The following is an 8601-nucleotide window of genomic DNA, read 5'->3' as shown; positions in this document are numbered from 1 at the left end:
AAAAAAAAAATTCATTAGTATTGAATTTTCGGTTTTTTTTTACCATGTTGCCACTTCAAAAAAGTACAGCCTTTAAATATATAATTTTTAGTTTTAAAATAATGGATATTAACAAAATTTCTTTTAGAGTAAGATATGGTGAAACAGATCAAATGGGAGTCGTATATCACGGCAACTATGCGCAATATCTAGAGATGGGACGAGTAGAGTGGTTACGTGGGTTAGGAATTTCTTACAAAGCATTAGAGGAAAGTGGTATAATCTTACCAGTTATTTCTTTAAGTGTTAATTTTAAGAAATCTGCATTGTATGATGATCTAATAACAGTGGTGACGAACTTAAAAAAGTTACCTGGTGTTAAGATCGAATTTGACTATATGATTTTCAACGAGAAAAACGAGTTGTTGGTCGATGCGCATACCGTTTTAGCTTTTATAGACACCAAAAAAAATAAACCAATTCGATGTCCTGAAGATTTAATACGGAAAATTTCTGAGTATCAAGATTCTGTTAAGAAATCAATTTAATTTTAATAGTGTGCAGTTCAGAAAAGATGCCGTTTATTTTTTCTTCATCATTTTTACGAACAGAAATAACGATAGTACAATCCAATTCCATTTTCTGAGAGACTATGGATAATTGTTCTTGTTTTATAATTCGCATCACTTTATCTATATCGGCATATTCAAAAAATAACTCAAATTCTACTTGAATAATTTTTTTAATAATTGTTGAAGATTCCAAAGCCATTTGGGCTCCAGTTCTATAGGCGCTTATTAAGCCGCCTACACCTAGTTTTGTTCCTCCAAATATACGAGCGACTGCCACAAGGACATTCGTGACTTCAAAAGACTGTATTTGGCCATAAATAGGCATGCCAGCAGAGTTGTTGGGTTCGCCGTCATCATTTGCTCTGTAATTTAGGGTCTTAATACCTAATTGCCATGCATAACAAACATGACCTGCGGTGTGGTGCTTTTTCTTTATCTCTTCTAATAGCGGTTTTACCTCGTCTTCTGATTGTATGGGGAATGCATAGCCGAAAAATTTGCTTTTTTTCTCTTTAAACAAAATTTCTTCTGATGGTTTCGAAAGTGTTTTATAGGTGTCTGAGGCTAATTTCATTAGAACAAAGCTACTATTATAATGCTAATTACGGCTAATCCAATTCCAATCCAATTTTTGGGAATTAATTTTTCCTTAAAGAGTAGAATACCTAAAAGGGTAGAAAACAATACGGTTGCCACATTATTAATGGTAAAAATAGAAGAGCTATCAGAAAAGTCGTTTTGTAAAGCCCGTAATAAAAAATGTAAGGTTAAATAATTGAAAATTCCAAGAACTATTCCGCCTAAAATATTTCGATAATTTATTTTTAAAGGTACTTTAAATGACCTTATTAAAATGAAGAGGACCCCAAAAATTCCAGCAGATGTAAACACTACAGTGCAAAAAAAAGGAAATTCTTGTTTAGATACGTAGGTGGTTTGTATGTATTTAATACTGGTATCTACGAATCCAGATCCCAGAAATAAAAGCAAAGGTAGTACTAGCGTTCCTGTCTTTACAGTAATTGTGCGGTCTTTTAAAGAGGCAAAATATACAGCAATGAGTGCTAGAATTATTCCGACTATTTTAAGTGTTCCTAGTTCTTCTTTATACAAGATTACACCTGCAAGTACAGGAATAACTAATGACATTTTAGAAGATACAGAGGCTACAGAAACACCAATTTGTTGTGATGTTTTTGCGGTAATATAGAAAACTAATATAAATAAAAAACCAAGGCTTATAGTGGGCAAAAACCAGGCTTTACTGGGTAGTGTTGAAAAATCTATAGACTCTTCGTAAAAGAAAATTGAAAAAATAGCTGCAACAAAATAGTTGGTGATTATTGCAAAAAGGGTTTGGACTTTATACGTATTATAAAGTTTAAAGATCACAAAGAGTGAACTAGAAAAGAGGATGCATAATATTAAATCGATCATCTACAATTTGCTCTTTAATTGCGTAATATCTTCTTTACCTACTATTAAATTCCAACTTTTAATTCCTAATGCAGACGAAGTGTCTGTGTTTTCTTTAGTGTCATCCACAAAAAAAGTTTCTTCAGCAATAAGATTGTTTTCTGATAAAACAAATTCGTAAATATCTTTGTTAGGTTTTCTTAAATTTATTTCGTGAGACAAGTAAAATTTTTCAAAACAGGCTTTAAATCTATTAAACCGATCTGCCCCCATATATTCTATGGCGTGATCAATATGAATTTCATTGGTGTTACTCAATAAAAATAACCGATATTTCTTTTCGGAAGCCAATAGCTCTAGAAATAGTAATCGGTTTTCAGGGAAATCTAAAAGGATACTATTCCATGCGTCTTTAATTTCTTTCGAAGTAGCACTTGGGAAAATCTTTTTAAGTTTTAATATAAAATCATCAGAAGTTAGTAAACCCATTTCGTAGGTTTTAAAAATTTCATCTAATTCCGGTGTAATTTCAGTGTAACCAACTTTAGTTAGGGCTTTAAAAACTGCGGGTTTATCTAGGTTGATGAAAATATCTCCAAAATCAAAAATTATATTCTTAATCATTGTAATATAGGTTTAAAATGTCTTTTTCTATGTTTCTAGTTTCTTTCAAAGTTCTAGTAGCTATTATAGGCGCTTTTACACCGCGTTTAAATAAAGAATTCCCTTTAAATATGCGGGCTTCATCCCATAAGTTTTCTGCAATGAAAGTTTGTAGGGTTTGCAAGCCACCTTCTATAATAACACTTTGTATATTTTGAAGGTAAAGTGCTGTACAGATTTGAGAAGCTATATTTTTTTTGAAATCTATCGGAATATAAATTACCTCACTTTGGTACCGTGACTCCTCTAAAATCTCAGTAAAAATAATGGTTTTTATACTTTTATCTACTACATGAAAAGTAGTATTAATTTTTAAATTCCGATCTAAAATAATCCGTGTTGGGTTCTTGCCTGTCCAACTGCGTACATCTAATTTCGGATTATCTGCTAGTACAGTATGGGTACCTACTAAAATGGCTTGTTCTTCTGCTCGCCATTGATGTACAAGTTGTCTAGAGTACGTATTGGTAATCCAAAAAGGTTGTTTTTCTTTAGTTCTTAGGGCTAATTCTGGAGCAATAAAACCATCTGCTGTTTCTGCCCATTTTAAAATAATATAAGGTCTATTTTTTTCTTGAAAAGTTAAAAAACGTTTGTGGTGTTCTCTGCATTCGTTTTCTAAAACACCAACAGTAACAGTACATCCAGCATCTTTTAGTTTTTGAATACCCTGACCTGCTACTTTTTCATGCGGATCTAAAAGTCCCACGACAACATTTTTAATTTTGTGTTTAATAATCAAATCTGCACAAGGAGGCGTTTTACCATGGTGAGAACAGGGTTCAAGGGTTACATATATTGTTGCGTTTACAAGCAAGTTTTTGTCTGCAACTGCATTAATAGCGTTTACTTCAGCATGTGGGCCGCCATATGGACTTGTGTAACCTTCCCCTATAATTTTATTTTCATGCACGATAACAGCACCAACCATTGGGTTGGGAGCTGTAGTTCCTAAACCGTTTTGAGCAATTTGTATGCAACGTAAAATATAAAATTCATGTATCTTCACGTCGCAAAAATAGGATATTATATAGATATCGTTTTAGGAAATTATGGGAAGTATTACAATTCGGGAAATTCAACAAAAAGATAATGCAGACGTAGCAAAAGTTGTTCGTAAAGTATTGGTAGATTTAGGAGTGCCAAAAGTAGGTACGGCATATGCCGATAAAGCACTAGATCATATGTTTGAGAATTATAATGTTCCTAAAGCAACTTATTTTGTGGTAGAAGAAAACCATGAAGTTATTGGGTGTTGTGGCATTGCACAATTAGAAAATTATGAAGGCAATGTATGTGAGCTTCAGAAAATGTATTTTTTAGAAGCAGCGAGAGGAAAAGGAGTAGGGGCGCAAATGATAAATGCTTGCATAGAGAAAGCAAAAGAATATGGTTTTGATAAAATGTATTTAGAAACGATGCCTTATATGGAAGCGGCTCAGAAATTATATAAGAAATCTGGTTTTGAATATTTAGAAGCTCCTATGGGAAATACAGGTCATTTCTCTTGTCCCGTTTGGATGTTGAAGGATTTAAAATAAGAGGGTATGCTTTTAAAAGAAATTAAAAATATATTTCACCAAGAGCTAGATGCTTCATATCAAAAAGAAGAAGTAAATAGTTTTTTTTATATGCTTATAGAACATTATTTAGGGTTACAACGCTTCGTATTAGCAATGGAGCCTAATTTAATTGTTGCTAAAGAAGATGAATCTCCTTTGTTTGAAGCTTTGAGTAAATTAAAACTTCATGTTCCTGTTCAATATATTATTGGTAAAACGGAATTTATGGATTTGGAATTTATAGTTAATGAACATGTGTTGATACCAAGACCTGAGACGGAAGAATTGGTTCGTTGGATTTTAGGCGATATTGAAGATCATCACTCTAAATTAAAAATATTAGACATAGGCACTGGAAGTGGATGTATCCCTATCTCGCTGGCTAAACATTTACCAAACTCGAAAGTATATACCTTAGATGTTTCAGGAAAAGCTATTGCAGTAGCAAAGCAGAATGCAAGGTTAAATAAGGTTGCTATCGACTTTATCCAAGAAAGTATTTTAGATATAGAAACCTTGCAGGAAGAATTTGATATTATAGTGTCTAATCCGCCTTACGTGCGTGAATTAGAAAAGGCGGCCATGAATGCTAATGTATTAAAGTATGAACCAGGGTTGGCTTTGTTTGTGGCAGACAATAACCCTTTATTATTTTACAAAAAAATAACTGATTTTGCGGCTCATAATTTGGTAAAAAAAGGTAAGTTATATTTTGAAATTAACCAATATTTAGGAAAAGAAACCGAACTTCTTTTAGGAGAACATAATTTTTCTGATATTGAACTGCGACAAGATGTGTTTGGTAATGACCGAATGTTGAAAGGAATAAAAAAATAAAATAACCCATCGTTTTAAATGGAGAGTAAACAAAAAATAGAAGCACTAAGAATAGGACTTCGAGAACATAATTACAATTATTACGTATTAGATACTCCAACGATATCTGATTATGATTTTGACATGCAATTGAAAGAATTGCAAGATCTAGAAGAAAAACATCCTGAGTTTTATGATGCAACCTCACCTAGTTTACGTGTTGGCGGTATGGTTACTAAAAATTTTAAAACTATAGTGCATGACAGTCGCATGTATTCCTTAGACAATAGTTATTCTAAAGAAGATCTAGAAGAATGGGAAAAGCGAATTCAGCGTAATTTAGGAGATGTACCTGTAGCATTTACTTGTGAGCTTAAGTATGATGGTGCCTCTATAAGCATCACCTATGAAAACGGACAGTTGGTGCGTGCGCTTACGCGTGGCGATGGTTTTCAAGGAGATGATGTTACTAATAATATAAAAACAATTAAATCTATCCCATTACAATTGAAAGGTGATTATCCTCCCAAATTTGATATTCGTGGAGAGATTGTTTTACCTTTTGAAGGTTTTGCGAAAATGAATGCAGAACGTATAGAAAATGGGGAAGACCCGTATATGAATCCTAGGAATACTGCATCGGGAAGCTTAAAGCTTCAAGATAGCGCTTTGGTGGCACAACGACCATTAGAATGCTTGTTGTATGGTATTGTAGGAGAGAAAACAGGAATTGAATCGCAGTTTCAAATGCTAGAAAAAGCGAGGGTTTGGGGTTTTAAAGTGCCAACGGTAGCCCAACTTTGCAAGTCAACCGATGAAGTGATGGCTTTCGTAGAATATTGGGATATTCATAGACATGAACTGCCATACGAAACAGATGGTGTGGTTATTAAAGTGAATAGCTTGCAGTACCAAGAAGAATTGGGGTACACGTCTAAATCGCCACGTTGGGCAATGGCATATAAATTTAAAGCAGAGCAGGTTGCTACGCTTTTAAATGAGATTACGTATCAAGTAGGGAGAACAGGAGCTATTACTCCCGTCGCTAATTTAGTACCTGTACTATTAGCAGGAACTACGGTAAAAAGAGCTTCCCTGCACAATGCAGATCAAATAGCGAAATTTGATATTCGCGAAGGAGATACGGTTTTTGTTGAAAAAGGAGGAGAAATTATTCCAAAAATTGTGGGAGTAGATTTTGCACAACGTCCAAGTAATTCTGTACCCACAAAATATATAGATCATTGTCCTGAGTGTAATGCGGAGTTAGAGCGTGCGGAAGGAGATGCTAAACATTTTTGTCCTAATTTCTATGGGTGTCCTCCACAAATTACAGGAAGAATTCAGCATTATATTTCACGTAAAGCCATGGATATTGAAGGTTTAGGTGGTGAAACAGTAGCGCTTTTGTATAAAGAGCAATTGATTAAAAATTACGCTGATTTATATACCTTAACTAAAGAGCAAGTAATGCCTTTAGAGCGTATGGCTGGAAAATCTGCTGAAAATTTGGTGAATGGAGTAAAAGCGTCAGTTTCTATACCTTTTGAACGAGTGCTTTTTGCTTTAGGAATCCGGTTCGTTGGAGAGACCGTAGCTAAAAAATTGGCTAAAGCCTATAAGAATATAGATGCTTTGAAAGTTGCCTCAGTAGAAGAATTGGTAAAGGTTGATGAGATCGGAGAGCGTATAGCCAATAGCGTGGTTGAATTTTTTCAAAATGAAACCAATCAAGAAACTATTGAGCGTTTAAAAAGTTATGGTGTTCAGTTTGAGTTATCCGCAGATAAATTAGAAAACCAGACCGAAGAATTAAAAGGGCAAATCTTTGTTGTATCAGGTGTGTTTGAGAAAGTGAGTCGTGATGAGCTCAAAAAATTAATTGAAGATAATGGCGGGAAAGTAGGCTCATCAGTATCTTCCAAAACTACATTTTTAGTAGCTGGAGATAAAATGGGGCCTAGTAAACGAACAAAAGCAGAAAGTTTGGGAGTTGCTATTATTAGTGAAGATGAGTTTTTAGCATTGCTAGCATCATGAAACTAAGATAAACTTAAAAGAAAACAGTATAAATCCAAAAAGCTGAACAATGATATCATTGTTCAGCTTTAACTAATTAATTTTAATCCTTTAATAAGCTGTAGGGGCTATTTAGGAATACACATCATTTTCAATATATTTTTTATATTGGCTTTCTTCCTGTGGTTATATTGTAAAGGATTACTACAACTGCGATTACCATCAGAATAGGTGCTAAATAATTTGGTCCAATTCCGGGTACGACTCCTAACATTTCTAAAGGCCTTGAAACAATACAAATAACGACTACTAACCAAAGAAGACTTCTCATAAGGTGTTGTTTTTAAGTTATGGTGCAAGGCATCTTTCTTATTTCTAACAGCGTAACTGGATAAACTAAATGAGTAACGCTATTCATTTCGTTTTTAATTGATGTGTTGCTACTCGTCAATTGTAAGAACATTTGTTATTAATTCACCTTTTATATTAAAAAGGCATAATTCTTATTTAATTTCGCAATTCATCAAACGTTTTCGTAATGAATCAAACAATAACTTTCGGAGAAGTATTAATGCGTTTATCGCCAGAAGGAAATAAGAAGTTTATACAATCAAATACTTTAGAATTTTATTTTGGAGGTACAGAGATTAATGTGGGTATTTCCATCTCAAATTTTGGGGGAAAAGTAAAACATATCAGTTGTATTTCTAATGATTTTATCGGAGATACAGCCATTTCTTATTTGAATAAGTTTGATGTAAATACATCTTCTATTGTTCGTTCTAATAGGCCATTGGGAGTTTACTTTTTAGAAGTAGGGGCGGTAATGCGGCCTAGTTCAATATCGTACAATAGATCGCATTCTTCTTTTTCCGAGATACAGCCTTCTATGGTAGATTGGGAATCTTCCTTAAAAAAAGCATCTTGGTTTCATTGGACAGGAATTACGCCAGCATTATGTCAAGGTGGATATGAAACCCTGCGTGATGGTTTAATTTTAGCAAGAAAAAAAGGAATTACTATTACGGCAGATCCAACCTATAGAAGTGGACTCTGGAAATATGGTAGGGATGCTAAAGAAGTGCTTTCGGAGTTGTTAGAGTACTCCACCATTTTTATTGGTGGTATAAATGAAATTAATGAAGTATTAGAAACAACATATAGTTATTCTAATGATGATTTTATTGCTGCGAGTAAACAATTAATGGAGCGTTTTCCTTCTATCGAAAAAGTGTTTGATAAAATAAGAACTTCTTTGAATTCTTCTTGGCATAAAATAAGAGCTAGAATGTGGAATGGTAAGGAGTTTAGGGAAACAGAAGACTTAGATATTACTCATATTGTAGATAGAATTGGTACTGGAGATGCTTTTGCTGCTGGATTAATTTATGGACTGCAAGAGTTTGACGATTATAAAGCAATGCAATTTGCTAGTGCAGCTTGTGCTTTAAAACATACCTATGAAGGTGATGTTAATTTTGCAACAGTTAAAGAAGTAATGGGTATTCTTGAAGGGAATACTACAGGAAGATTTAATAGATAAGTGTATTCTTGAGGGATAATTTTTAGTCATT

Annotated in this window: 10 protein-coding genes; 5 read left to right on the top strand and 5 right to left on the bottom strand. The window is 33.7% G+C overall.

Going from position 1 to position 8601, the window contains the following annotated elements; translation table 11 throughout:
• The first annotated feature begins 101 nt into the window (after positions 1-101).
• A complete protein-coding gene (locus CELAL_RS21250) occupies positions 102-527 on the top strand; it encodes an acyl-CoA thioesterase (RefSeq protein ID WP_013552971.1) in 426 nt (141 codons plus the stop codon).
• Here the strand turns inward: CELAL_RS21250 and CELAL_RS21245 are convergent.
• From CELAL_RS21245 to ribD, 4 genes are read right to left on the bottom strand one after another with little or no spacing between them, the layout of a single operon-like run.
• Positions 511-1125: an IMPACT family protein gene (locus CELAL_RS21245; protein WP_013552970.1), complete on the bottom strand. Its 615-nt coding sequence runs from the start codon at positions 1123-1125 to the stop codon at positions 511-513. The genes CELAL_RS21250 and CELAL_RS21245 overlap by 17 nt on opposite strands.
• The gene (locus CELAL_RS21240; protein WP_013552969.1) at positions 1125-1988 is read right to left on the bottom strand and encodes a DMT family transporter; all 864 of its coding nucleotides are present in this window, start codon (positions 1986-1988) and stop codon (positions 1125-1127) included. The genes CELAL_RS21245 and CELAL_RS21240 overlap by 1 nt, the downstream gene beginning before the upstream one ends.
• Positions 1989-2591 (bottom strand): HAD hydrolase-like protein, encoded by a 603-nt coding sequence (locus CELAL_RS21235; protein WP_013552968.1) that lies wholly within the window; start codon positions 2589-2591, stop codon positions 1989-1991.
• Entirely contained in the window at positions 2584-3639 is a 1056-nt protein-coding gene (gene ribD, locus CELAL_RS21230) for a bifunctional diaminohydroxyphosphoribosylaminopyrimidine deaminase/5-amino-6-(5-phosphoribosylamino)uracil reductase RibD (RefSeq protein WP_013552967.1), read from the bottom strand. The genes CELAL_RS21235 and ribD overlap by 8 nt, the downstream gene beginning before the upstream one ends.
• Positions 3640-3682: 43 nt before the next feature.
• Here ribD and CELAL_RS21225 point away from each other — a divergent pair, with 43 nt between their 5' ends.
• Genes CELAL_RS21225 through ligA form a run of 3 tightly spaced genes read left to right on the top strand, consistent with a single transcriptional unit; the run spans position 3683 to position 7048 of the window.
• Positions 3683-4171 carry a GNAT family N-acetyltransferase gene (locus CELAL_RS21225; protein ID WP_013552966.1) on the top strand — a complete coding sequence of 163 codons (489 nt, stop codon included), beginning with the start codon at positions 3683-3685 and terminating at the stop codon, positions 4169-4171.
• Between the two features lie 6 nt (positions 4172-4177).
• Positions 4178-5029: a peptide chain release factor N(5)-glutamine methyltransferase gene (prmC, locus tag CELAL_RS21220; RefSeq protein ID WP_013552965.1), complete on the top strand. Its 852-nt coding sequence runs from the start codon at positions 4178-4180 to the stop codon at positions 5027-5029.
• Between the two features lie 18 nt (positions 5030-5047).
• Positions 5048-7048: an NAD-dependent DNA ligase LigA gene (gene ligA / locus CELAL_RS21215; RefSeq protein ID WP_013552964.1), complete on the top strand. Its 2001-nt coding sequence runs from the start codon at positions 5048-5050 to the stop codon at positions 7046-7048.
• 142 nt (positions 7049-7190) lie between these two features.
• On the opposite strand, the gene CELAL_RS22250 is transcribed toward ligA, so the two are convergent.
• The gene (locus CELAL_RS22250) at positions 7191-7358 is read right to left on the bottom strand and encodes a lmo0937 family membrane protein (RefSeq protein WP_013552963.1); all 168 of its coding nucleotides are present in this window, start codon (positions 7356-7358) and stop codon (positions 7191-7193) included.
• 207 nt (positions 7359-7565) lie between these two features.
• On the opposite strand from CELAL_RS22250, the gene CELAL_RS21210 reads away from it, so the two are divergent.
• The gene (locus CELAL_RS21210) at positions 7566-8570 is read left to right on the top strand and encodes a sugar kinase (RefSeq protein WP_013552962.1); all 1005 of its coding nucleotides are present in this window, start codon (positions 7566-7568) and stop codon (positions 8568-8570) included.
• The last annotated feature ends 31 nt before the right edge of the window (positions 8571-8601 follow it).

The organism is Cellulophaga algicola DSM 14237 (genome assembly GCF_000186265.1).
In the GTDB taxonomy this organism is placed as follows: Bacteria; Bacteroidota; Bacteroidia; order Flavobacteriales; family Flavobacteriaceae; genus Cellulophaga; species Cellulophaga algicola.
The sequence above is the reverse complement of the archived record's forward strand: the minus strand, read 5'-3'. Positions and strand labels throughout refer to the sequence as shown.